At 60.8% G+C, this 24,362-nt stretch carries 16 protein-coding genes; 12 read left to right on the forward strand and 4 right to left on the reverse strand.

Annotation, left to right across the window (positions count from 1 at the left end):
* Positions 1 to 40: 40 nt before the first annotated feature.
* The 4 genes from AB4O40_RS19810 to aceE form a co-directional block, all read right to left on the reverse strand.
* A complete protein-coding gene (locus AB4O40_RS19810) occupies positions 41 to 2,734 on the reverse strand; it encodes a putative bifunctional diguanylate cyclase/phosphodiesterase (RefSeq protein WP_056725568.1) in 2,694 nt (897 codons plus the stop codon).
* Between the two features lie 229 nt (positions 2,735 to 2,963).
* Complete coding sequence (locus tag AB4O40_RS19815) at positions 2,964 to 4,358, reverse strand: alkaline phosphatase D family protein (RefSeq protein WP_409078559.1); 1,395 nt, start codon at positions 4,356 to 4,358, stop codon at positions 2,964 to 2,966.
* Positions 4,359 to 4,630: 272 nt separating this feature from the next.
* Complete coding sequence (gene aceF, locus AB4O40_RS19820) at positions 4,631 to 6,595, reverse strand: dihydrolipoyllysine-residue acetyltransferase (RefSeq protein ID WP_409078560.1); 1,965 nt, start codon at positions 6,593 to 6,595, stop codon at positions 4,631 to 4,633.
* 11 nt (positions 6,596 to 6,606) lie between these two features.
* Positions 6,607 to 9,252: a pyruvate dehydrogenase (acetyl-transferring), homodimeric type gene (gene aceE / locus AB4O40_RS19825; protein ID WP_056725562.1), complete on the reverse strand. Its 2,646-nt coding sequence runs from the start codon at positions 9,250 to 9,252 to the stop codon at positions 6,607 to 6,609.
* A 383-nt stretch (positions 9,253 to 9,635) separates the two neighbouring features.
* On the opposite strand from aceE, the gene glnE reads away from it, so the two are divergent.
* The 12 genes from glnE to AB4O40_RS19885 all read left to right on the forward strand — a co-directional run bounded on the left by glnE (position 9,636) and on the right by AB4O40_RS19885 (position 24,354).
* Complete coding sequence (glnE, locus tag AB4O40_RS19830) at positions 9,636 to 12,575, forward strand: bifunctional [glutamate--ammonia ligase]-adenylyl-L-tyrosine phosphorylase/[glutamate--ammonia-ligase] adenylyltransferase (RefSeq protein ID WP_056725559.1); 2,940 nt, start codon at positions 9,636 to 9,638, stop codon at positions 12,573 to 12,575.
* Positions 12,576 to 12,882: 307 nt separating this feature from the next.
* On the forward strand, positions 12,883 to 13,917 hold the full coding sequence (waaF, locus tag AB4O40_RS19835; RefSeq protein ID WP_056725557.1) for a lipopolysaccharide heptosyltransferase II: 1,035 nt from the start codon (positions 12,883 to 12,885) through the stop codon (positions 13,915 to 13,917).
* A gap of 1 nt (position 13,918) precedes the next feature.
* The gene (gene waaC / locus AB4O40_RS19840; protein ID WP_460053588.1) at positions 13,919 to 14,980 is read left to right on the forward strand and encodes a lipopolysaccharide heptosyltransferase I; all 1,062 of its coding nucleotides are present in this window, start codon (positions 13,919 to 13,921) and stop codon (positions 14,978 to 14,980) included.
* Positions 14,980 to 16,101, forward strand: coding sequence for a glycosyltransferase family 4 protein (locus AB4O40_RS19845; RefSeq protein ID WP_223541743.1), 1,122 nt, complete (start codon positions 14,980 to 14,982; stop codon positions 16,099 to 16,101). The genes waaC and AB4O40_RS19845 overlap by 1 nt, the downstream gene beginning before the upstream one ends.
* Positions 16,102 to 16,908: a lipopolysaccharide core heptose(I) kinase RfaP gene (gene rfaP / locus AB4O40_RS19850; RefSeq protein WP_056725551.1), complete on the forward strand. Its 807-nt coding sequence runs from the start codon at positions 16,102 to 16,104 to the stop codon at positions 16,906 to 16,908.
* On the forward strand, positions 16,908 to 17,642 hold the full coding sequence (locus AB4O40_RS19855) for a lipopolysaccharide kinase InaA family protein (RefSeq protein ID WP_046039745.1): 735 nt from the start codon (positions 16,908 to 16,910) through the stop codon (positions 17,640 to 17,642). The genes rfaP and AB4O40_RS19855 overlap by 1 nt, the downstream gene beginning before the upstream one ends.
* Entirely contained in the window at positions 17,639 to 18,391 is a 753-nt protein-coding gene (locus AB4O40_RS19860; protein ID WP_414914203.1) for a lipopolysaccharide kinase InaA family protein, read from the forward strand. The genes AB4O40_RS19855 and AB4O40_RS19860 overlap by 4 nt, the downstream gene beginning before the upstream one ends.
* Positions 18,391 to 19,842, forward strand: a complete 1,452-nt coding sequence (locus AB4O40_RS19865) for a lipopolysaccharide kinase InaA family protein (RefSeq protein ID WP_460154584.1) — start codon at positions 18,391 to 18,393, stop codon at positions 19,840 to 19,842. Before AB4O40_RS19860 ends, AB4O40_RS19865 begins: the two co-directional genes overlap by 1 nt.
* A gap of 241 nt (positions 19,843 to 20,083) precedes the next feature.
* Complete coding sequence (locus tag AB4O40_RS19870; protein WP_460053586.1) at positions 20,084 to 20,419, forward strand: YceK/YidQ family lipoprotein; 336 nt, start codon at positions 20,084 to 20,086, stop codon at positions 20,417 to 20,419.
* Between the two features lie 167 nt (positions 20,420 to 20,586).
* Positions 20,587 to 22,344 (forward strand): carbamoyltransferase family protein, encoded by a 1,758-nt coding sequence (locus AB4O40_RS19875; RefSeq protein ID WP_056725542.1) that lies wholly within the window; start codon positions 20,587 to 20,589, stop codon positions 22,342 to 22,344.
* On the forward strand, positions 22,328 to 23,458 hold the full coding sequence (locus AB4O40_RS19880; protein ID WP_460053584.1) for a glycosyltransferase: 1,131 nt from the start codon (positions 22,328 to 22,330) through the stop codon (positions 23,456 to 23,458). The genes AB4O40_RS19875 and AB4O40_RS19880 overlap by 17 nt, the downstream gene beginning before the upstream one ends.
* Entirely contained in the window at positions 23,458 to 24,354 is an 897-nt protein-coding gene (locus AB4O40_RS19885) for an antimicrobial resistance protein Mig-14 (protein ID WP_056725538.1), read from the forward strand. Before AB4O40_RS19880 ends, AB4O40_RS19885 begins: the two co-directional genes overlap by 1 nt.
* Positions 24,355 to 24,362: the final 8 nt, after the last annotated feature.

Consider the following 24,362-nt stretch of genomic DNA (forward strand, 5'->3'; position numbering starts at 1 on the left):
GCTCCCACAGGTTTTTTGTCATCCACAGGTTCTGTGTCTGTCAGGCGATTGGGCCACGGGGGTAGCGTTTGAGCTTGTCGACCAGCTCATTGCCCGGGATCGGACGGTCGAACAGGTAGCCCTGGCCGACGTCGCAGCGGTGACGGCGCAGGAACGACAACTGCTCGGCGGTTTCGATGCCTTCAGCCACGACCTTGAGCTTCAGGTTGTGGGCCATGGCGATCACCGCGGAGGTGATTTCCATGTCGTCCTGGTTGTCCGGGATTTCGTGGATGAAGCTTCGATCGATCTTGATGATGTCGATGGGGAATTTTTTCAAGTAGCTGAGCGACGAGTAACCGGTGCCGAAGTCGTCCATGGCCAGGGTCAGGCCCAGGCGCTTGAGCTGGTCGAGTTGCAGGTGGGTGTCTTCGGTGGCTTCCAGCAGCAGGCCTTCGGTCAGCTCCAGCTCCAGCAAATGAGCCGGCAGGGCTTCTTCCTTGAGGATGTTGGCAATGGAGGCCACCAGGTCCGGATCGGAGAACTGCTTGGGCGACAGGTTGATCGCCACTTGCAGGTTGCCCAGGCCGGCGGCGGTCAGCGCTTTGCTCATGCGGCAGGCCTGGCGGGCGATCCATTTGCCGATCGGAATGATCAGCCCGGTTTCTTCGGCGACGCTGATGAACTGGTCCGGGCGGATCATGCCCTTTTCCGGATGGTCCCAGCGCAGCAGTGCTTCCATACCCAGCAGGCGACCGCTGCGCAGGCACAGCTTGGGCTGGTAGAACACGTCGAGTTCGTTCTGGGTCAGGGCGCGGCGCAGGTTGTTTTCGACGAACAGCTTGTAGCTGGCCTCGGCGTTCAGCGCTTCGGTGAACACTTGCACCTGGTGTTTGCCGTTGGCCTTGGCCTTGTGCAGCGCTAGCCCGGCGTTGCGCATCAGGGTTTGCGGGTCGCGCCCGTGCAGCGGCGCGCAGGCCAGGCCCACGGAGCCAGTGACGCTGATCAACTGGTTGTCGACGAACATCGGTTTGTCGAGGGTCGCCAGCAACTGGTTGGCTACTTGCTGGCCTACCGTGAGGTCGCTGTTGTCCAGCAACACGGCGAATTCGTTACTGGCGAATCGCGCCAGGCTGCCGCTCGGGATCAGACTGTTGCGCAGGCGTCGGGCCAGGCTGATCAGCAGTTTGTCGCCGGTCTGGTGGCCGAGGCTGTCGTTGATCCGCTTGAAGTTGTCGATGTCCACCAGCAACAGGCTGATCGGCGCATCGCTGTCACGGGCGAAGCGTTCATCGAGGTTGCGGATGAACGCCGGGCGGTTGCCTAGGTTGGTCAGGTTGTCGGTGTAGGCCAGGCGCTCGATACGCTGCTGGGCAAGCTTGGTCTGGGTGATGTCTTCGTAGATGCCGATGTAGTGGGTCAGCTCGCGGTTGTCGCCGTAAACCTTGGAGATCGACAACTGGCCCCAGTAGGGTTCGAGGTTTTTCCGGCGGCTCTTGAATTCGCCCTGCCAACTGTTGCTCTTGGCCAGCGCCGAAGGCGCATCGAACAGCAGCTCGCTGAGGTTTTCCAGGGCCGGCAGTTCTGACAGGCGCTGACCGTGCACTTCTTCGGTGGAATATTGGGTGATCGCGGTGAAGCTCGGGTTGACGTATTCCACCACACCATCGCAGTTGACCAGCAAGAAGGCGTTGGCACTTTGTTCGACTGCGCGCTGGAACAGGTGCAGGGCGCTGGTGGCTGTTCGCCGATTGTGGTTGCTGATGACCTGGGCAAACTGGTCCGCCAGTTCTCCGGCGAAGGCAATTTCATCCGACTGCCAGTCGCGGGTCGCCCCGGTCTGCTCCAGGCACAAAACGCCGACCACTTGGCCATCGACGCGGATACTGGCGTCGAGCATTGCGTTGACATCGCGCGGGCGCAGGCTTTCAGCCATTTCCCGGGTACGCGGGTCGCGCATGGCGTTATGGGCGTCGATGGCACGGCCGGTGTGCAGGGCGTCGAGGTAGTCGGGGAAAACGCTGACATCGATCGGTTGCGGCAGCAGGTATTGCTGATTCGTGCGGTGATAGGCCGAGATCGGCACCAGCATCGAGCCTTCGAGGTGCCACAGGCTGGCACTGTCGATTTCGTAGATGTTGCAGGCGCTGCGGGTGATCAGCTCGGCGGCTTCGCGCAAGGAGTTGTTGCTGCTGTAGCGTTGTCGGGTGAGCAGCAGGATCAGGTCCTGCTGGGCACGCACCCGCTCCAGGTGCAGCAGTTGCTCCTGCTGGGCACGCTGATTGAGCTCCAGGGCGATTTGCAGGCGCGAGTTCTGGGTTTCCAGATCCAGGGCCGCTTGCAGCGGGTCATCCTCGAACAGGCCGTCGATGACCAGCAGGTAGCCGCGCAGCAGGTGTCGATTGTGTTGTTTGAAGGCTTCGCCCAGTTCAAGCAGGGTCAGGGAGCCAGAGGTGGTGTGCAGGGTGTAGCGGATCAGGTAATGCGTGCTTTCGCTCAGTTGCTGCTGGATCGCGTCGTGCAGTTGATAGCGCGCTTGCGGTTCCATCAGGCTGGCGTAGGGCGAGCCCACCAGCGCACACAGCTCAACGGCGGGGAGGCCGAACTGGCGTTCGCAATTGGGGTCGAGAAACAGCAGCGCCCAGCTGGGTTCATTAAGCCGTTCGAAACGCAGCATGCCGAGCCGCGAGGGCACAGGCAACTGCGTCACTACCTCGGCCACCATACGGCTGGCGGCATCGGGTTGGCTTTTCATGGAGGGAAACTCGCTTCGAATATGCTGAACGCGCCGGGCTCTCGCCCTCTTTACTGTTGCCTGCGGCAAGGTTGCATCATTGCGACACCGACTGACAAGAGAGATGAAGGCCAAGTGCTATAAGAATATGTCGGCAGGTGCGAAGATTTCTGAAGTTTCCAGTGAAAAGTATTGCTATTGATCAGGTCGCAGCCTTCGGAGTCGTCTCGAAGGCCGTGATTTTTTGCCGTCAACGCAATTCAATGGCTGTCGATTGCAATAGCTCGCCATCGCGATCGTGGTAATTGACCCGGATGCGTTTTGCGTCGATAACCAGATGCGCGAAGTTATCCTGACTGATGACTTTACCGGTCAGTTCCTGCCGATATTCGCCTGCGGCGGTCCGTGCCAGCGGACGGTCGAGGATAAAGCCGGATTGACTGGCATAGGGCAGCAGCCTGGAGTTGCACAGGGGCGACGAGACGATGGTGTGCACTTCGAAGCCCGGGTCTTCGCTGTGGGTCAGTCGGCTGGTCATGGAGGCGTGGACGTCACCGGCAACGAATATGACATTCTTCAGCCGGTACAAACGAATGGTCTCCAGCAACCGCAGCCGTTGCGCGGGAAATCCGGCCCAGGCATCATTTCCGTTTTGCCTGGCATCGGGGAAGAACATCACACTGGTGACCACCAGTTTGACCCGCGCAGGGCTGTGGATCAGCCATTGGCACAAGGCATATTCTTGTTCGTTATCAAGCAGGCGCCGATCATTGGCGGATAGATTGCGCCGGGTGCGACCATCGGTGACAAACCATTCGATATCGCCATCGCTGAACTGATACCAATAGTGCTTCGCCAGTCGGCTGATCCGGCCATCGTCAAATAATTCAAATACCGGGCTGTGGCTGGCTTGATATATCTCATAAGCACTTATGGCGTTGTTATATAAAATATCATCGCCTGATTTTTTCTTGTCTGGCCAGTTATCTTCAATTTCGTGATCGTCGAGGATCATGTAAGTCGATATATTGGCCATTAATCTGGAAATATGTGGCTGAGAGAACGCCGCACGGTATTTCGCAAGTATTTGCTGATATTCGCGATCAGGCGCGAAAAAATTCAAATCGTCGACATAGATCTGATCGCCAGTCATCAACATCGCGCTGACCGGCGGGTCGGCTTGCTGTGCCAGCTGAGCAATCGAGGCAAATATCCGGTCGCCCCACTCTGGCGCCGACGCAACGCCGGCGGTCATTCTCAGGTAGCGACATGAGCCGACGAAATAGCCACGTGGCGTGGCGAACGAGCCGGAACGCGTACGCAAGTGATAGAGCTCCTTCGGCCATCGCAGCGGTAGTTCCTGCAGTGAATCCGCGGTGTGCCCGGCACTCCTGGTACTGAACCAGCCGGCCTGGTATTCATATTCGGTATCGGGCGCCAGGTTATCGAGAACCAGGACATCGGACATATCTTGCAGACTTGTCAGCTTTGCAAAGATTGTTTCGATCCATTGTTCATGCCCGGATCGGCGATAACGGATGCCGGCAAATACGGGTGCATTCTTTTGTGCTGCGCCACGCACAAATATACGTGCATGATTAGTTGTAGTGTGGCCAATAATTGGCCCAATAGTTGGTTTGAACATGCTTGAGTCCATTCGCTGCCAGTTAATGGATAGTTGGTTGTTTCGGATGTAATGGAGGGTATTCAGCCAAGACTAGTTATTTGGCCTGAATAAATATCTGGCAGAAATGGATTCGATTTGTGGGCGATATCAGCCACAAATGTAGGAAGACGTTTTAAGTAAAAGTTTCAGGCAAAAAAAAGCCCCGCCAAATTGGCGGGGTTGAGGTACGAGCGTGGCGCTCGGAAACGTGGAACGCAACTGGCCCTCCGGTGAAGGAGGGCCGGTCGGTGTTACAGGAGCATGGTGCGGATGTCGCCCAGCAGATCGCTCAGACGCTTGGTGAAGCGTGCAGCAGCGGCGCCGTTGATCACACGGTGATCGTAGGACAGCGACAGTGGCAGCATCAGTTTCGGCTGGAAGGCTTTGCCGTCCCAGACTGGCTGGATGGTTGCCTTGGAAACACCGAGGATCGCCACTTCCGGCGCGTTGACGATCGGCGTGAAGCCGGTGCCGCCAATGTGGCCGAGGCTGGAAATGGTGAAGCAGGCGCCTTGCATCTCATCCGACGAAAGCTTCTTGGTCCGGGCTTTTTCAGCCAGGGAAGCAGCTTCGGCGGCCAGTTGCAGCAGGCTCTTCTGGTCGACGTTCTTGATGACCGGTACCAGCAGGCCATCCGGAGTGTCGACGGCGAAGCCGATGTTCACGTATTTCTTGCGGATGATCGCTTTGCCGCTTGGCGCCAGCGAGCTGTTGAAGTCCGGCAGTTCCTTGAGCAGGTGCGCACAGGTCTTGAGCAGCAACGGCAGGATGGTCAGCTTGACGCCGGCCTTCTCTGCAACGGCTTTCTGGGCAACGCGGAACGCTTCGAGCTCGGTGATATCCGCCGAGTCGAATTGCGTCACGTGCGGCACGTTCAGCCAGCTGCGGTGCAGGTTGGCTGCGCCGACCTGCATCAGGCGGGTCATCGGCACTTCTTCGATTTCACCGAAGCGGCTGAAGTCCACGACCGGAATCGGCGGGATGCCCGCGCCACCGGTTGCACCGGCAGCAGCGGCCGGCGCTTCCTTGGCCTTCTGCATCATGGCCTTGACGTAAACCTGCACGTCTTCCTTCAGGATGCGACCGTGCGGACCGCTGGCGCCAACGGCACTCAGCTCGACACCGAATTCGCGGGCCAGTTGACGCACGGCAGGGCCGGCGTGAACTTTTGCACCCGGCCTGGCTGGCGCGGCGGCCGGCGCAGCAGCAGGTGCAGCGGCGGCGGCGGCAGGAGCAGCAGCTGGAGCAGGTGCGCTCGGAGCGGCAGCAGCAGCGGCAGGTGCCGGTGCGGCGGCCGGAGCGGCGCCTTTGACTTTCAGTTTCAGGATCAGGTCGCCGGTACCGACTTCGTCATCGAGCTTGATGGAAACGCTTTCCACCACGCCAGCGGCAGGCGATGGAATTTCCATGCTCGCCTTGTCGGATTCCAGGGTGATCAGCGACTGGTCGGCCACAACGGTGTCGCCGGCCTTGACCAGGACTTCGATGATCTTGGCCTTGCCCGCCGAACCGATGTCCGGAACGTGGATGTCCTGAACGCTGTCGGCAACCGGTGCAGCCGGAGCTGCTGCAGGAGCAGGCGCAGCGGCGGCAGCTGGAGCGGCAGCCTGGGCCGGAGCAGCAGCCGGTGCCGCAGCACCCGCCACTTCCAGATCCAGGATCAGGTCGCCGGTGCCGACTTCGTCGTTGAGCTTGACGCTGATGGCCTTGACCACGCCAGCGGCTGGCGACGGGATTTCCATGCTCGCCTTGTCGGACTCCAGGGTGATCAACGATTGATCAGCCGCGACGGTGTCGCCGACCTTGACCTGGATCTCGATGATCTGGGCCTTGCCCGACGAACCGATGTCCGGCACGTGCACTTGCTGAACGCTGGCGGCAGCCGGCGCAGCAGGGGCAGGCGCGGCGGCAGGTGCCGCAGCCGGTTTGGCCTCAGCCTTGGCAGCCGGTGCAGGGGCAGCCGCAGGGGCCGCTTGCGCGGCACCTTCGACTTCCAGTTCCAGCAGTTCGTCGCCTTCTTTCAGGCGATCGCCCAGCTTAACTTTCAGGCTCTTGATGATACCGGCCTTCGGCGCAGGCACTTCCATGCTCGCCTTGTCCGACTCAAGTGTCAGGATGCTCTGGTCGGCTTCGATACGGTCGCCGACCTTTACAAACAGTTCAATTACTTCACCTTCACCGCTGCCGATGTCAGGTACGCGAATGAGTTCGCTCACAGAATCTCTCCTCAGCAGTCCAGTGGGTTGCGTTTTTCCGGGTTGATACCGAACTTGGCGATGGCTTCAGCCACAACCTTAGGTTCGATGTCACCACGGTCAGCCAGTGCTTCCAGGGCTGCCAACACCACGAAATGACGGTCGACTTCGAAGAAATGACGCAGTTTCTTGCGGCTGTCGCTGCGGCCGAAACCGTCGGTGCCCAGGACTTTGAATTCCTTGGACGGTACCCACTGACGGATCTGCTCGGCGAACAGTTTCATGTAGTCGGTAGAGGCGATGACCGGACCTTTACGGCCGTTCAGGCACTCTTCGACGTAGCTCAGCTTAGGCTTCTGGCCCGGGTGCAGACGGTTGGTGCGCTCAACGGCCAGGCCGTCGCGACGCAGTTCGTTGAAGCTGGTAACGCTCCACACGTCGGCGCCGACGTTGAACTCTTCGCGCAGGATCTTCGCTGCTTCACGGACTTCACGCAGGATGGTGCCGGAGCCCATCAGCTGAACGTGGTGCGCCGCTTCGCGGTTGTCTTCTTCGAGCAGGTACATGCCTTTCTTGATGCCTTCTTCGGCACCGGCCGGCATGGCTGGCTGCTGGTACGACTCGTTCATCACGGTGATGTAGTAGAAGACGTCCTGTTGCTCTTCGGTCATCTTCTTCATGCCGTCCTGAATGATCACCGCCAGCTCGTAGCCGTAGGTTGGATCGTAGGTGCGGCAGTTCGGGATGGTCGCGGCCAGCAGGTGGCTGTGACCGTCTTCGTGTTGCAGGCCTTCACCGTTCAGGGTGGTACGGCCGGCGGTGCCGCCGATCAGGAAGCCACGGGTGCGGCTGTCGCCAGCGGCCCATGCCAGGTCGCCGATACGCTGGAAGCCGAACATCGAGTAGAAGATGTAGAACGGCAGCATCGGCTGGTTGTGGCTGGAGTACGAAGTACCGGCAGCGATGAAGGAGCTCATGGCGCCCGCTTCGTTGATGCCTTCTTCGAGGATCTGGCCCTTCTGGTCTTCCTTGTAGAACATCACCTGGTCTTTATCGACTGGCTCGTAGAGCTGGCCGACGGAGGAGTAGATGCCCAGCTGGCGGAACATGCCTTCCATACCGAAGGTACGGGCTTCGTCCGGGATGATCGGTACGATGCGCGGGCCGATTTCCTTGTCCTTGACCAGTTGCGCGAGGATTCGCACGAAGGCCATGGTGGTGGAGATTTCGCGGTCGCCCGAGCCGTCCAGGATCGCCTTGAGGGTGTCCAGTGGCGGAGTCGGGATGTTGAAGCTCTTGGCGCGACGCTGAGGTACGAAGCCGCCCAGTGCGGTACGGCGCTCGCTCAGGTAACGGGCTTCGGCGCTGCCTTCTTCCGGTTTGAAGAACGGCAGGTTTTCCAGTTCATCGTCCTTGACCGGGATGTCGAAGCGGTCGCGGAACAACTTCAGGCTTTCGACATCGACCTTCTTGGTGTTGTGCGCAGTGTTTTTCGCTTCGCCGGCACCGGTGCCATAACCCTTGATGGTCTTGGCCAGGATGACGGTCGGTTGTTCTTTGTGGTTGACCGCTTCGTGGTACGCCGCGTAGACCTTGTACGGGTCGTGGCCGCCACGGTTGAGCTTCCAGATCTCGTCGTCGGACAGGTCTTCGACCATTGCCTTGAGTTCTGGCGTGTTGAAGAAGTGTTCACGTACGAACGCGCCGTCTTTGGCTTTGTAGTTCTGGTATTCGCCGTCGATGACTTCGTCCATGCGGCGTTGCAGGATGCCGTCGACGTCCTTGGCCAGCAGTGGGTCCCAGAAACGGCCCCAGATGACTTTGGTCACGTTCCACTGGGCACCACGGAACACGCCTTCGAGTTCCTGGATGATCTTGCCGTTGCCGCGAACCGGGCCGTCGAGGCGCTGCAGGTTGCAGTTGATGACGAAGATCAGGTTGTCCAGCTTCTCGCGGCCGGCCAGGGAGATCGCGCCCAGGGATTCCGGCTCGTCGCACTCGCCGTCGCCCAGGAAGCACCAGACTTTCTGTTTGCCTGGCTGGATGAAGCCACGGTGTTCCAGGTACTTCATGAAGCGTGCCTGGTAGATCGCCTGGATCGGGCCCAGACCCATGGATACGGTCGGGAACTGCCAGAAGTCAGGCATCAGCCAAGGGTGCGGGTAGGACGACAGGCCTTGACCATCGACTTCCTGACGGAAGTTGTTCATCTGGTCTTCGGTGATGCGGCCTTCCATGAATGCGCGGGCGTAAACGCCTGGCGAGGTGTGGCCCTGGAAGTAGATCAGGTCGCCGCCGTGTTCTTCGGTCGGGGCCTGGAAGAAGTAGTTGAAGCCGATGTCATACAGGGTCGCACTGGAAGCGAAGCTGGAGATGTGACCGCCGAGGTCAGAATCCTTCAGGTTCGTACGCATTACCATGGCCATCGCGTTCCAGCGTACCAGCGAGCGAATGCGGCGTTCCATGAACAGGTCGCCAGGCATGCGTGCTTCGTGGGTTACCGGGATGGTGTTGCGGTAAGGCGTGGTGATGGCGTAAGGCAACTGCGAACCGCTGCGGGTCGCCAGTTCACCCATACGGGTCATCAGATAGTGAGCACGGTCTTCGCCTTCTTTGTCGAGAACCGATTCCAGGGCGTCCAGCCATTCCTGGGTTTCGACGGGATCGAGGTCTTGCATGGCTTGCTCCAGGGCGGAAAGGCTTCCAGAATCGGTTGCCTGAGTTTGCGACTGGCCTTGTGGGCAGACGATATAAATTCTTGGATTGCCGATAGGTTGTTCCGGCGGCGTGTAGTTTTACTACAAATCTTCCGGCATTTCAGCCCGGCTAATGTATATACGAGTAGTAAAACTACAGATGAGCGGCTTGTGGCCCCCGGCTGCGTTGTGAGAATAATCGTTAAGGTTGGTCTTTTTCCAACTACAAAAGGTAAAAGCTTGATGCTGGCTGCCAAAATTAAAGAAATTTCAGCTATTTCTAACTTTTGTTCGACACTCCCTCAGGTAGTGGGTTTTCGAAAACCACTACATGCAGTCCGTTGTACGCCGATCAAGGATAGACCATGAGCCTCCCCTCGCTTGCCGAACTGCCCGCCATTCTCCTGCCGTTTGTCACTCGCGCCGAGCAGTCGTTCCGGGCTGCTGTGGCCGCCCTGGACGATGATCACGGGCTGTCTGCCTGGACGCCGGAACGCTGGGCGCAATTTGCCCGCGTCACCGCCGCCAGCGATTTTGTGATTGAACAGTGTGTTCGTGACCCTTTGATGTTGCTGGAGCTGGTGCAGTCCGGTGAGCTGGACCGCAGCTTCGCTCCCGGTGAGTTATGCGGGCAGATCGCGGCCGCCGTAAGCGCGGCCGAGACCGACGATCTGCTTGGCCGCGTCTTGCGCCGCCAGCGTGCACGCCATCAGGTGCGGATCATCTGGCGCGACCTGACACGCCAGGCCGACTTGATCCAGACCTGCCGCGACCTTTCGGACATGGCCGATGCGAGCATCGATCAGGCCTATCAATGGTTGTACACGCGGCATTGTCAGCAGTTCGGCGTGCCGACCGGGCGGCGCAGCGGCGAGCCGCAGCAGATGGTCGTTCTTGGCATGGGCAAGCTCGGTGCCGTGGAGTTGAACCTGTCGTCGGACATCGACCTGATTTTCGCCTACCCCGAGGGTGGCGAAACCGTCGGCGTCAAACGCCCGCTGGATAACCAGGAGTTCTTCATCCGTCTGGGCCAGCGGCTGATCAAGGCCCTGGACCCGATGACTGTCGACGGCTTTGTATTCCGCGTCGACATGCGCTTGCGTCCCTACGGTTCGGCGGGCGCACTGGTGCTGAGCTTCAACGCGCTGGAGCAGTATTACCAGGATCAGGGTCGCGACTGGGAGCGCTACGCGATGATCAAGTCGCGGGTAGTGGCCGGGGATCAAGTCGCCGGCGCGCAACTGCAGGAGATGCTGCGGCCATTCGTTTACCGGCGTTACCTGGACTTCTCGGCCATTGAAGCGCTGCGCACCATGAAGCAGCTGATCCAGCAGGAAGTGCGGCGCAAGGGCATGGCCGACAACATCAAGCTCGGTTCCGGCGGTATTCGCGAAGTCGAGTTCATTGCCCAGGCATTCCAGCTGATCCACGGGGGGCGGGACCTGAGCTTGCAGCAGCGCCCACTATTAAAGGTACTGGGCACGCTGGAAGGCCAGGGTTATCTGCCGCCGGCCGTGATCAGCGAGCTGCGTGAAGGCTACGAATTCCTGCGTTATACCGAACACGCGATTCAGGCGATTGCCGATCGCCAGACGCAAATGTTGCCTAATGGCGAGCAGGATCAGGCGCGCATTGCCTTTATGCTCGGTTTCGCCAACTGGACGGCGTTCCACGAACAACTGATGTACTGGCGCGGCCGTATTGCCTGGCACTTCGGGCAGGTGATTGCCGATCCCGATGAAGAGCAGGGCGCCGAAAGCGAAGTGGTGGTCGGCGGTGAGTGGTTGCCGCTGTGGGAAGAGGCCCAGGACGATGAGGCTGCCTGCCGCCAACTGGAAGAGGGTGGTTTCAAGGATGCCCCAAAAGCCTTGAAAGCCTTGGCCGGCTTGCGCGGTAGCCCGCAATTGAGGGCGATGCAGCGTCTGGGGCGCGAGCGTCTCGATGCTTTTATTCCGCGGTTGCTGGCACAGGCCGTGGAACATGACAATCCGGACCTGGTACTGGAGCGGGTGCTGCCGCTGGTCGAAGCCGTGGCCCGTCGTTCCGCGTACCTGGTGCTGTTGACCGAGAACCCCAGTGCATTGCGGCGTTTGCTGACGCTGTGCGCGGCGAGCCCGTGGATCGCCGAGCAAATCACCCGCTTCCCGCTGTTGCTCGACGAATTGCTCAACGAAGGCCGGCTGTTCAAGCCGCCACTGGCGCCAGAACTGGCGGCCGAATTACGCGAGCGCCTGACACGGATTCCCGAGGACGACCTCGAACAGCAAATGGAAGCCCTGCGCCACTTCAAGCTGGCGCACCGCTTGCGGGTGGCTGCTTCGGAAATCGCCGGCAGCCTGCCGCTGATGAAAGTCAGCGATTACCTGACCTGGCTCGCCGAGGCGATCCTGGAGCAAGTGCTGGCCCTGGCCTGGCGCCAGACCGTGGCCAAGTACGGCACGCCGCTGCGCACCGATGGCACCTTGTGCGATCCCGGCTTCATCATTGTCGGTTATGGGAAAGTCGGCGGCCTGGAACTCGGGCATGGTTCGGACCTGGACCTGGTGTTCATCCACGACGGCGATCCGCAGGCTGAAACCGATGGCGTGAAACCCATCGATGGCGCGCAATTCTTTACCCGGCTGGGGCAGCGGATCATTCACTTGCTGACGGCGCAGACCAACTCCGGGCAGTTGTATGAAGTGGACATGCGTCTGCGGCCATCCGGTGCGTCGGGCTTGTTGGTGAGCTCCTTGGGGGCGTTTGCCCGCTATCAGGAGAACGAAGCCTGGACCTGGGAACACCAGGCGCTGGTGCGGGCGCGGGTGTTGGTGGGCAGCCAGGATGTCGGCCAGGCCTTCGAGAAAGTCCGCGCCGCGATATTGGGCAAAACCCGTGATCTACCGACCCTGCGCCAGGAGGTCAGTGAGATGCGCGCCAAGATGCGCGATAACCTGGGCAGCAAGAGCACCGCGGCCGGCACCGGGGCAAATGCCTTCGAAGCCACGGCGCCGTTCGATATCAAGCAGGACGCCGGTGGTATCGTCGATATTGAATTTATGGTGCAATACGCGGCCCTGGCGTGGTCCGAAACACACCCGCCATTGCTGCGCTGGACAGACAATATCCGCATTCTGGAAGAGCTGGAGCATGAAGGGCTGATGCCGGTCGAAGATGCCAGCCTGTTGCGTGAAGCGTATAAAGCGTACCGTTCCGCCGCCCACCGGCAGGCCTTGCAGAAGGACCCGGGGGTGATTCCGGGCGACCAGTTCGCGGACGAACGGCGGCAGGTCATGCGGATCTGGCGTGAGCTGGGGCTAAGCTGAAACGGGATATTTGATACGCCCAATATCCCCTGTGGGAGCGGGCTTGCTCGCGAAGGCGGAGTGTCAGTCAATAGTGATGTTGGATGTGACGGCCCCTTCGCGAGCAAGCCCGCTCCCACAGTAGATCTGCAGTGTCATGCGGATCGAGGTACACCAATACCCAATGTGGGAGCGAGCCTGCTCGCGATAGCGGAGTGACACTCGACAGCAATGTTGAAGGTGATGACCCATCGCAAGCCGCCGTGCTCCCGCAGAGATTCTCGAGGCGGGGAGGCGTAGGCCTCCCCGGTTCGTTTATGGAAACCACATGAAAATTCTGATCGTTGGGCCCAGTTGGGTCGGTGACATGGTGATGGCGCAGACACTTTTCCAGTGTCTGAAACAACGCCACCCGCAATGCGAAATCGACGTGCTGGCCCCCGAGTGGAGCCGGCCGATTCTTGAGCGCATGCCCGAAGTTCGCCAGGCCTTGAGCTTTCCGCTCGGTCACGGTGTCCTGGAGCTGGCAACGCGTCGGCGCATCGGCAAATCCCTGGCTGGCCAGTACGACCAGGCGATCCTGCTACCCAATTCCCTGAAGTCGGCACTGGTGCCGTTCTTTGCCGGCATCCCGAAACGCACCGGCTGGCGTGGCGAGTTCCGCTATGGCCTGCTCAACGACGTGCGCACGCTGGACAAGGATCGTTATCCGCTGATGATCGAGCGCTTCATGGCCCTGGCTTACGAGCCTGGCGTTGAACTGCCAAAACCCTATCCGCGCCCGACACTGCAGATCGACCCGGTTACCCGCGAAGCGGCACTGGCCAAATTCGGCCTGACCCTCGACCGCCCGGTGTTGGTCCTGTGCCCTGGTGCCGAGTTCGGTGAATCCAAGCGCTGGCCGTCCGAGCATTACGCCGCGGTTGCCGAAGCGAAGATCCGCGAAGGCTGGCAAGTCTGGCTGTTCGGTTCGAAAAACGATCACGCCGTGGGCGAAGACATCCGCGCGCGGCTGATTCCCGGCCTGCGTGAAGAATCGGTCAACCTCAGCGGCGGCACCTCGCTGGCTGAAGCCATCGACCTGATGTCCTGCGCCGATGCGGTGGTGTCCAACGACTCCGGATTGATGCACGTTGCCGCCGCGCTGAACCGCCCGCTGGTCGCGGTCTACGGCTCGACGTCGCCAGGTTTCACGCCACCGCTGGCCGAGCACGTCGAAGTCGTTCGCCTGGGTATCGAATGCAGCCCATGCTTCGACCGCACTTGCCGTTTCGGCCATTACAACTGCCTGCGCCAGCTCATGCCGCAAGCGGTGAACGAAGCCCTGCAGCGGTTGCAAGGCACTCCGGTCGAGGTCAAATAGCTTGCGGGTTCTGTTGATCAAGACGTCATCGTTGGGCGACGTCATTCATGCGTTGCCGGCGTTGACCGACGCTGCACGGGCGATTCCCGGCATCAAATTCGACTGGGTGGTGGAAGAAGGCTTTGCCGAGATCCCGACCTGGCATCCAGCGGTGGACAAGGTGATTCCGGTGGCGATCCGTCGCTGGCGCAAAAACATCTGGCAGACCATCAAGAGCGGTGAGTGGAAGCGCTTCAAGCAAAGCGTTCGCGCCACGAAATATGACTTGGTGATCGACGCCCAGGGCTTGCTGAAAAGCGCCTGGCTGACCCGTTACGTCAAGGCCCCGGTGGCCGGCCTCGATAAAAGCTCGGCGCGCGAGCCCATCGCCGCGCGCTTCTACAATCGACGCCTGGCCGTTGCCCGCGGGCAGCACGCGGTGGAGCGAGTGCGTCAGTTGTTCGCCATCGCGTTGGGCTATGACTTGCCCAAAGGCCTGGGCGACTACGGCTTGAATATCGAGCGCCTGGTGGAATTGCCGCGCAAGAATCCGTACGTGGTGTTTCTGCACGGCACCACCTGGGACACCAAACACTGGCCAGAAGCCTATTGGCGCGAGCTGACCGAACGGGTCGGCTACCTTGGGGTCGGGGTGAAACTGCCTTGGGGCAATGCCGTGGAAAAGGCCCGCGCCGAGCGTATCGCTGCCGGTTTCAAACACGCCCAAGTGTTGCCCAAACTGAATCTGGCCGGTGTCGGCAAGGTACTGGCGGGCGCGCAAGCCTGCGTGGCGGTAGACACCGGCCTGGGCCATCTGGCCGCCGCGCTGGATGTGCCGACGCTGTCGCTGTTCGGCCCGACCAATCCGGGCCTGACCGGCGCCTATGGCAAGGTGCAGATTCACCTGGCCAGCGATTTCCCTTGTGCTCCGTGCCTGCAAAAGAAATGCACTTATCAACCGACGGCTGAAGATGCCCGTCAATTTGACCTGAAACGCGAGTGGCCGTTGTGCTTCACGCGTCTGAATCCCGAGCGTGTCGCCAGCCGACTGAGCACGTTGTTAATGGCTGAGGAGCTGCGCTGATGCAATTGGCATTTGTCTTGTACAAATATTTTCCCTTTGGCGGTTTGCAGCGCGACTTCATGCGAATCGCCCTGGAGTGCCAGAAACGCGGCCATCAGATTCGCGTCTACACGCTGATCTGGGAAGGCGACGTCCCTCCGGGTTTCGAAGTGCTGGTGGCGCCGGTCAAGGCGTTCTTCAACCATCGGCGCAACGAAAAGCTCAGCGAATGGATGGAAGCGGACCTGGCCAAGCGCCCGGTCGACCGCCTGATCGGCTTCAACAAGATGCCGGGCCTGGACGTCTACTATGCCGCCGACGGCTGCTTCGAAGACAAGGCGCAGAACCTGCGTAACTCGCTGTATCGCCGTTGGGGCCGCTATCGCCATTTCGCCGAATACGAGCGGGCGGTGTTCGCCAAAGAGGCGAAGACCGAAGTACTGATGATTTCCGAGGTCCAGCAGCCGCTGTTCATCAAGCATTACGACACTCCACTGGAGCGCTTCCACCTGCTGCCACCGGGTATCGCCCAGGACCGTCGCCGACCGGCGGATGCCGATGAAATTCGCGCCGGGTTCCGTGCTGAGTTCAATCTCAAGGACGACGAACTGCTGCTGGTGCAGATCGGTTCCGGGTTCAAGACCAAGGGGGTGGACCGCAGCCTCAAGGCCCTGGCGGCATTGCCCGCTGATCTGAAGAAGCGCACCCGGCTGTTTGTAATTGGCCAGGATGACCCCAAATTATTCCAGATGCAGAGTGCGACATTGGGGTTGGGCGACAACGTCACCTTCCTCAAGGGGCGTAGCGATATCCCGCGTTTCCTGCTGGGTGCCGATCTGTTGATTCACCCGGCGTACAACGAAAATACCGGCACTGTGCTGCTCGAAGCCCTGGTGGCCGGCCTGCCGGTGCTGGTGAGTGCGGTGTGCGGTTACGCCCATTACATCGCCGAGGCCGATGCGGGCCTGGTGCTGGACGAACCGTTCGATCAGGCGCAGCTGACGCAGTACCTGACCGGCATGTTGAACGACGCTCAAGCAAGGGCGGCCTGGAGCCGCAACGGTCTGGCCTTCGCCGAAACGGCCGACCTCTACAGCATGCCGCAGCACGCGGCCGATGTGATTCTGGCGGAGCGCGCTTAAATGAAGTTGATGCTGGCTGAACCGTTCAAGAGCCTTTGGGCCGGACGCGACCCGTTCGCCGAAGTCGAGGGGCTCAAGGGTGAGGTGTACCGCGAGCTGGAAGCACGCAGGACATTACGCACGGAAGTCGACGGCAACGGGTTTTTCGTGAAAATCCACCGTGGCATCGGCTGGGGCGAAATCTTCAAGAACCTGCTCACCGCCAAACTCCCTGTACTGGGTGCCGGTCAGGAGTGGCAGGCCATTCAGCGCCTGCAGGAAGTCGGCGTGCCGACCATGACCGCCGTTGCGTATGGCGAGAAGGGTAGCAACCCGGCCGACCAGCACTCGTTCATCGTGACCGAAGAGCTGGCGCCGACGGTCAGCCTGGAAGACTTCAGTATCAACTGGGTCAAGCAGCCGCCCGAGCCAAAACTCAAGCGCGCGCTGATCGCCGAAGTCGCACGCATGACTGGCATGATGCACCGCGCCGGGGTCAATCACCGCGACTGCTACATCTGCCATTTCCTGCTGCACACCGACAAGCCGGTGACCTTTGATGACTTCAAGCTCTCGGTGATCGACCTGCACCGTGCCCAGACCCGCCCGGCGATCACCTCGCGCTGGCGCAACAAGGACCTGGCCGCGCTGTACTTTTCCGCGCTGGACATCGGTCTGACCCGCCGCGACAAGCTGCGCTTCCTCAAGGGCTATTTCCAGCAGCCGCTGCGCCAGATCCTGAGTGAAGAGGCGTCTTTGCTGGCCTGGCTCGACGGCAAGGCCAACAAGCTCTATGAGCGTAAACAGCGATACGGGGATGCGCTCTGATGTCGGGTTGGAAACTGGATCCGGCCTACAGCGAGCTGGCCGATGACTTTGGCAGCCTCGAGGCTGTGTTTGCACTGCAAGGCGAGCGTTTGACCAGTGACGTGCTCTCGGAGGTCATCCGTGTCGAGCGCAATGGCGTCAACTATTACGTCAAACGGTATGTGGGTGCCGGCAAAGGCTTGCGGCGTTACCTGGGCAAGCCTCGGGTGAAGATGGAATGGCAGAACCTCAAGCGCTTCGCCAAGTGGGGCATTCCCACTGCCGAAGTAGTGGCCTGGGGGCTGGAGCGGCGCGGTGCGGCCTACGCTCGCGGCGCGATGATTACCCGGGAACTGCCGCGCACCGAAGACTTGTCGGCACTGGCCGAGCGCCGCGACCCGAAGCTGTCGGATCGCGCCTGGGTCGATACCGTCAGTCGCCAGTTGGCCCAATACACCCGGACCATGCACGACCACCGCTTCACCCATAATGATCTGAAGTGGCGCAACCTGCTGATCGACGATGAGGCTCGAGTGTTTCTGATCGACTGCCCCAACGGCGATTTCTGGCGCGGTTTCTGGCTCAAGTACCGTATTACCAAGGATCTGGCGTGCCTGGACAAGGTCGCCAAGTATCAATTGTCGGCTACCCAGCGCCTGCGCTTTTACCTGCAATACCGCAACCGGACCCGGCTCAACGCTGCGGACAAAAAACGCATCCGGCATGTGGTGAGATTTTTCGAGGGACGCGAATGACTGATTTTCTGGCCGCTGAGGACCGTGCGCTGCTTGAGCGCCATGGCCTCGGCACGTTCGAGGCGCTCTGGGCCAAGCAGCTCGATGCGGTGGACGAACCCAACACCGGTCGCGGTGGCTGGAGCAGCGTGTTTCGGCTGGATCTGGAAGGTCATGGTTTTTACCTCAAGCGTCAAAGCAACTACCTGACCCGCACCTTGCGCGCACCGTTCGGCGAGCCGAGTTTCGCTCGCGAGTTTCGCAACATCTCCCGTTACCGGAAGATGGGCATTCCGGCGCTGGACGCGGTGTTTTACGGGGAGCGCAAGGTCAATGGCGAAGTCCGCGCGATCCTGATGACCCGCGCCCTGGACGGTTGGGACGACCTCGACTCGCTGTTGCAGCGCTGGGCTCAATTGAGCCCTGAGCAGCACTCGGAAATCCTCAAGGCCAGTGGCGAACTGGCCCGGCAGCTGCACGCCGCACGCCAGGTGCATGGGTGCTTTTATCCCAAGCACATTTTCATGCGCGCCACCGGCAACGGCTATCAGGCTCAATTGATTGACCTGGAAAAGACCCGGCCGCTGCTGTACGGGCAGCGTGACCGAATCAAGGATCTGGAACCGCTGACGCGTCGCGCGCCCGAGTGGGGCGAGTCGCAACTGCGGCAATTGCTGGCCGCCTATCTGGATCAGCCGCAGGACAGCTCGCTGATCGACAGCTGGCTGCAGCGGTTGACCGCGCGGCGCAGCCAGAAGAGGCCACGCTGATGCGATTGTCCGAACTGAAGTCTGCCGGCCGTACCCCAGGCTTGCCGCTGAGCGTTTCGCTGGCCGACGCCGCCGGCCCCGCCGAGTTGCAATTGCTGAGCCTGTTGCGGGTGTTGCCGGGGCAGCGTTATGTCGGTGCCGGCGTCTGGCGTGGCCGGCCGGTGCTTGCCAAATTGCTGGTCGGCAGCAAGGCTGCACGGCATTTTCAGCGTGAACTGGACGGCGTGCGCCTACTGTCTGCCCAGGGGCTGACCACGCCGCAGTTGTTGGCCGATGGCCTGAAGGACGGCGAGGGTGGCTGGCTGCTGTTTGATTTCCTTGAGCATGCCGAAAGCCTGGGCGACACCTGGAAGCAGGTTGAGCAGCAGCCCGTACTGTCCGATGGGCAAGGCGCGGTGCTGGCCGAGGCGTTGGGCGCGATCGGTCAGATGCATCGCAAGGGGCTGTGGCAAGAAGACCTGCATCTGGACAACCTGCTGCGCCAGGGCGGGCGCCTGTACCTGATCGATGGCGCGGGCATCTGCTGCGAGACGCCTGGCCAGCCGCTGTCCCGGCAGAAGGTCCTGGAAAACCTCGGGGTGTTCTTCGCCCAGTTGCCGAAGTCGATCGAACCCTTCATTGAAGAGTTGCTGGTGTATTACCTGCTCAGCAACGGCGAACACGCCTTGCCCATGGAAGCGTTGCAGAAGCAGATCGACAAGGTCCGCAGCTGGCGCCTCAAGGACTTCCTGATCAAGGTCGGCCGCGAGTGCACGCTGTTCAGCGTCCAGCGCGGGGCCTTCGGACTACAGGCGATTCGCCGAGAGGAAGTGCCGTCGATGGTGCCGGTGCTGGAGCAGGCCGATGCCTTGCTCGATCAGGGGCATCTGTACAAGACCGGCGGTGCGGCGAGTGTCGGCAAGGTCGAGGTGGATGGCCGCACGCTGGTGATCAAGCGCTACAACATCAAGGGTTTTGCTCACTGGCTCAAGCGTTTCTGGCGCCCGAGCCGGGCCTGGCATTCCTGGCGCGAAGGCAACCGCCTGGCATTCCTCGGGATTGCCACGCCCAAGCCGCTGGCGTTGCTGGAAAAGCGTTTCATGTGGCTGCGCAGCCGGGCTTACCTGATCACCGAGTACCTGCCGGGGCCGGACATCATCGAGCGTTTTGCGCCGTATGTGGAACGTGGCGATGCACCGCAAGCCGAACTGGCGGCACTGGATCATCTGTTCGCCGAATTGATTCGCCTGCGCATCAGCCATGGCGACTTCAAGGGGCATAACCTGTTCTGGCAGCAGGATCGCTGGGCGTTGATCGACCTCGACTCGATGTGCCAGCACGGCTCCCTCGGCAGCTTCGCCCCGGCGTATGCCGGGGATCGCGCGCGGTTCATGCGCAATTGGCCTGAAGGTAGTGCCCTTTACCAGGTCATCGATCAGCGTCTTCCCAAGGACATCTCAGGCGCTGCTTAAGCCGCTATCGCGAGCAAGCTCGCTCCCACAGGGATTGGTGGTGAACACAAAACCTGTGAACACCTCAGTTCAAATGTGGGAGCGAGCTTGCTCCGGGCGGCGTTCCGACGATGAGGCCGGAACTGCCAACCAAGAAAGCAGACAAGTTCTTGTGAACCGTCCTACGCGATCTTGGGAAGTCATGAACTGTGGCCAAAATTGCCCCGATGCTAGTTTGCCCGACGTTCTCGGAGGGCAGGCAGTGACGATCAAAATGGCAGTTTCAGCGGGTGTTTTATCAGTGGCGCTAACGGGCTGCGGGACCGCCGCCACCGTCCTGCTGGATGAAGCCCAGGCCGCGCAGGGGCTGCGCCGGCAAAAGACCTATTGCCAATCCATTCCCCGGGTCTTCAGCGGCCTGGCCTACGACTTCTGTGTATTGAATGCGCCGCCAGACCCTACGGGCATCCTTGTACCGCTCGTATTGGTGGACCTGGCCGTGTCCGGCGCGCTGGACACCGTTGTCTTGCCGTACACGATTTACCGGCAAAGCGTGGACGGCAATATTTCCATCTATTGGCGACCTGCACGCGGATAAAAAGAAGCCGCGAGGCCCCGGCCGTAGTTGCATGCCGCTTGCGGCTAGAGGTTTGCCGTCGCTTTTACGCTATAATCCCGCCCTTTAGCTGTCTCTCGCCCCTTGCGAGGGCACATTAATTTTTGAGGCGCTTGCGCCTGCATGCAGACTAAAGAGGCTAGACCCCTGTGGCATTGACGATTCTTGGCCTGTCCGGCGCCCTTAGCCATGATCCTTCCGCAGCCCTGTATATCGACGGCAAGCTGGTCGCGGCGGCTGAAGAGGAGCGCTTCGTACGCGATAAACATGCAAAGAACCGCATGCCCTACGAATCGGCGAAATTCTGCCTGGAACAGGCCGGCATCAAGCCGTCCGACGTTGACGTGGTCGCGATTCCATTCGCCCCGATCAGCCTGTTCGGCAAGGCCCGCTGGCAGTACGCCAAGCGTTACTGGTACGCCCCGGACCGCGCCCTCGACGCGATCCTGATGGGTAACCGTCGCTACAAGCGCTATCGCAACAAGATCGTCTGGTGCCTGGAGCAATTGGGTTTTGATCCGAAGAAGATCAAGATCGAGCCGGTCGAACACCACCTGGCCCACGCCTCCAGCGCTTATCACTGCTCCGGTTTCAAAGAGAAAACCGCGATCCTGGGTATCGACGGCAAGGGCGAGTACGCCACGACCTTCTTCGGTTATGGCGAAAACGGCAAGATCCACAAGATCAAGGAATTCTTCGATCCGGACTCCCTCGGCGGCCTGTATGGCGCGATCACCGAGTTCCTCGGTTTCGATATGCTCGACGGTGAGTTCAAGGTCATGGGCATGGCGCCGTACGGCGACGCCAGCAAATACGATTTTTCGCGCCTGGCTTCGTTCGAAAATGGCGAACTGGTGATCAACACCGACTACGCCAACGTCATCGGCCTGCGTCGCTACAAAGAGAAGGGCAAGGGTTACTACTTCTCGCCGAAGCTGATCGAGTGGCTGGGTCCCAAGCGTGAAGGCGACATCGCCGACGAGCCGTACATCCACTACGCCGCCAGTATTCAAGCGCTGTTCGAAAAAATTGCGCTGCAGATGATCGACCATTACCTGGGCGACGTGCTCAAGGAAACCGGCAAGCTGGCCTACGCTGGCGGCTGTGCGTTGAACGTCAAGCTGAACCAGAAAATCATCGCCCGCGACGACGTCAAAGAGCTGTTCGTACAGCCTGCATCCGGCGATGCCGGCACAGCAGTCGGTGCCGCGGCCTATGTGTCCCACGCCCGTGGCGTGCCGGTCGAGAAGATGGAACACGTCTACCTCGGCCCGTCGTACAGCAACGAGGACGTGATTGCCGCATGCGCCCGTCATGAGAACAAGCCGACCTGGCGCAAGCTCGACAACATGCCCGAGCAGATCGCCAAAATCATGGTCGATGGCAACCCGGTGGCCTGGTTCCAGGGCCGCATGGAGTTTGGTCCGCGCGCCTTGGGCGGTCGTTCGATCATCGGTTGCCCGAGCATTGCGGGCGTGGCTGACCGCATCAACCACCAGATCAAGTTCCGCGAGCGCTGGAGGCCTTTCTGCCCGTCGATGCTCGACACCGTGGCGCCACAGATGATCAAGATCGATCACCCGGCCCCGTTCATGACCTTCACCTTCGAAGTGGCTGAAGAGTGGAAGACCCGCGTGCCCGAAGTTGTCCACGAAGACGGTACCTCCCGAGCCCAGGTGCTCAAGCGCGAATACAACCCGCGCTACTACGACATGATGAAAGCGCTGGAAGTGCTGACCGGCAACGGTGTGTCGCTGAACACCTCGCTCAACCGTCGCGGCGAACCGATGATCTGCTCGCCGACTGACGCCCTGAACATGTTCTTCGGTTCGGATCTACAGTATCTGATCATGGAAGACATCCTGGTGGTCAAAGAGGGCGCGAACGCCTATGACACGTTCGGCTGAACGCCATGTGCTGCAGTTCTGCCACGGCTATGACGGGCCGTTCCTGGACTGCGCACGGCAGTACGCCAGCCTGTTCGCGGGGACCGGTTATCGAGTGACCACGGTGTTTCTCACCGGGGTTGCCGATGCCGAAGTCGCCGCGGGCTGCGCCTCCGACGAAGTGCTGTTCATGGAGTACAGCTCCAAGGCCATTCGTGGCCTCAAGCTGGGTGCCATCGGCGATCTGCGCAAGATCGCCGCATCACGCAACTTCAGTTTCTGCATCGCCCACCGCTTCAAGCCGATCTATATCGCCTTGCTCGGCACGTCGTTGCCGGTGATTGGCGTGCACCACGCTTTTGACGATTACAAGCGTGGCAGCCGCAAACTGTTCGCGCATATTTTCCGCAAGCGTTTGAGTCTGCTCGGTGTGTCCGACGCCGTGCGCGACGACATGCGCCAATGCCTGCCGAAGTGGCCGGCTTCGCGGATCCAGACCTTGTACAACCGTATCGATGTGGACGCCTTGCAGGTGACCCAGGTGTCGGCTCGCGAGGCCCGGGAAACCCTCGGTTTGTCGGCGGATGCGTGGATCGTCGGCAACGTCGGACGGCTGCATCCGGACAAGGACCAGGCCACGCTGCTGCAGGGATTCGCCGAGGCGTTGCCGGGGTTGCCCGCCAACAGCCAACTGGTGATTCTCGGCAAAGGGCGCCTGGAGGAGGACCTCAAGGACCAGGCCCGGGAACTGGGTATCGGTGACCGGGTTCTGTTCCTCGGTCAGGTGCCGGACGCGCGTAACTACTTCCGGGCCTTCGATGTGTTCGCCCTGAGTTCCGATCACGAACCGTTCGGCATGGTGCTGCTGGAGGCCATGGCCGCTGGCGTTCCTTTGCTCGCCACGGCGTGCGGCGGAGCGAAAGAGGTGGTCGAAGGCGTAGGCATCCTGTTCCCGTTGGGCGATGCCGGGCGTCTGGCCCAAGGGCTGCAACATCTGCACGGTATGGATGATCAGCAGCGTCGGCAGTGTGCCGGGTTGATGCTCGAGCGCTTGCGCGAACGCTTCTCCGATCGCGCAGTGCGCGATGCTTTCTGGCACTTGCCGCACGTTACCGAACTGGCACAGAGGGGCTGATGCTCAACCGATTTCAAGGCTGGCGCGAGCGTGGCTGGGCGGTAGTCGACGCCTCGACTTACGCCGAAACCTGGCAGCGTTATGGCGGCAGCGTCGCGACTCATCCCATGGTGGTCGAGCGGCTGGCGCAACTGGCTGACATTCCGGTGCGTTACCTGGCCTGGGTGCAGGGCGACGATGTCAAGGCGGCGATCCCGACCTGGGGTCGCGACCTGGCCTTGTCCAAGGACGTGCTCAAGCGTCGCGGCAAGAAGGGTCTGTTCGACCTCGGCAACGCCGAGATCATCCTGCCGGCCGCCGCCGATACCCAGGCGCCTTTGCGTCATCGCGCGCGGTATCTGTCGGCGCTGAACGAAGGCCGTTTCACTGGCATCAAGTTGCAAGCCGAACAACTGGCCATGGCCCGCACGCCCGAAGAGCTGTCGAAAAAATTTCGCTATAACCAGCGCCGCGAATTGCGCTTGCTGGAAGAGGCCGGTGGCGTGGTGCGGCCGGTGTCCGAATTTTCCAGTGCTGAGTTGGCGGCGATTTACTGCGACTTGTTCCAGCGCCGCTGGGGTTTCCCGGCGACGGGTGCCGAGCGCATGGCCGAGGTCATCGAGTTGCTGCGCGAGTTGCTGATCGGCTCGGTGATTTTCCTCAACGATGCGCCGATTGCGATTCAACTGGTGTACCGCGTCGAAACCCCGCAGTGGATCAGCGTCGAATACATCAATGGCGGGGTCGATCCCGAGACTCGCGAGTTCAGCCCCGGCAGTGTGTTGAGTTTCCTCAATACCCAAAGCGCCTGGGAACATGCCCGGGCCCAGGACAAGCCGTTGCGCTTTTCCTTCGGTCGCGCCGACCGTGAATACAAGGATCGCTGGTGCAACCCCGTGCCGGTGTTCACCGTATGAGCCAAGCC

The sequence above is a fragment of the Pseudomonas sp. S2_F07 genome (assembly GCF_054668325.1).

Coding starts and splice junctions, on each gene's coding strand:
- AB4O40_RS19810 (WP_056725568.1), bottom strand. CDS start 2,734: ATGAAAAGCCAACCCGATGCCGCCAGCCGTATGGTGGCCGAGGTAGTG.
- AB4O40_RS19815 (WP_409078559.1), bottom strand. CDS start 4,358: ATGTTCAAACCAACTATTGGGCCAATTATTGGCCACACTACAACTAAT.
- aceE (WP_056725562.1), bottom strand. CDS start 9,252: ATGCAAGACCTCGATCCCGTCGAAACCCAGGAATGGCTGGACGCCCTG.
- glnE (WP_056725559.1), top strand. CDS start 9,636: ATGAGCCTCCCCTCGCTTGCCGAACTGCCCGCCATTCTCCTGCCGTTT.
- waaF (WP_056725557.1), top strand. CDS start 12,883: ATGAAAATTCTGATCGTTGGGCCCAGTTGGGTCGGTGACATGGTGATG.
- AB4O40_RS19845 (WP_223541743.1), top strand. CDS start 14,980: ATGCAATTGGCATTTGTCTTGTACAAATATTTTCCCTTTGGCGGTTTG.
- rfaP (WP_056725551.1), top strand. CDS start 16,102: ATGAAGTTGATGCTGGCTGAACCGTTCAAGAGCCTTTGGGCCGGACGC.
- AB4O40_RS19855 (WP_046039745.1), top strand. CDS start 16,908: ATGTCGGGTTGGAAACTGGATCCGGCCTACAGCGAGCTGGCCGATGAC.
- AB4O40_RS19860 (WP_414914203.1), top strand. CDS start 17,639: ATGACTGATTTTCTGGCCGCTGAGGACCGTGCGCTGCTTGAGCGCCAT.
- AB4O40_RS19865 (WP_460154584.1), top strand. CDS start 18,391: ATGCGATTGTCCGAACTGAAGTCTGCCGGCCGTACCCCAGGCTTGCCG.
- AB4O40_RS19880 (WP_460053584.1), top strand. CDS start 22,328: ATGACACGTTCGGCTGAACGCCATGTGCTGCAGTTCTGCCACGGCTAT.
- AB4O40_RS19885 (WP_056725538.1), top strand. CDS start 23,458: ATGCTCAACCGATTTCAAGGCTGGCGCGAGCGTGGCTGGGCGGTAGTC.